Annotated in this window: 1 protein-coding gene; it reads left to right on the top strand. The window is 73.4% G+C overall.

The window, feature by feature from the left end; translation table 11 throughout:
* The coding region (locus VM95_RS38145) for a beta-ketoacyl synthase N-terminal-like domain-containing protein (RefSeq protein WP_045706301.1) at positions 1-369 on the top strand (369 nt) is incomplete at both ends.

Below are 369 nucleotides of genomic sequence, written 5' to 3'. Positions count from 1 at the left end.
CGGCGGATTCCTGTCCGGCGTCGCCGAGTTCGACGCCGAGTTCTTCGGGATCTCCCCGCGCGAGGCGCTGGCCATGGACCCGCAGCAGCGCCTGCTGCTGGAGGCCTCCTGGGAGGCGGTCGAACGGGCCGGCATCGACCCGACCTCGCTGCGCGGCAGCCGGACCGGGATCTTCGCGGGCGTCATCGACAACGACTACGGCTCGCGGCTCGACCGCGTCCCGGAGGAGGTCGAGGGCTACGTCGGCTACGGCAGCGCCAGCAGCATCGCCTCCGGCCGGGTCGCGTACGCGCTCGGGCTGGAGGGCCCGGCGGTGAGCATCGACACGGCGTGCTCGTCCTCGCTGGTCGCCCTGCACCTGGCGGCCAA

This window comes from Streptomyces rubellomurinus (assembly GCF_000961885.1).
Taxonomy (GTDB): Bacteria; Actinomycetota; Actinomycetes; order Streptomycetales; family Streptomycetaceae; genus Kitasatospora; species Kitasatospora rubellomurina.
Note: the sequence above shows the minus strand (reverse complement) of the source record. Positions and strands in the feature narration are given on the sequence as shown.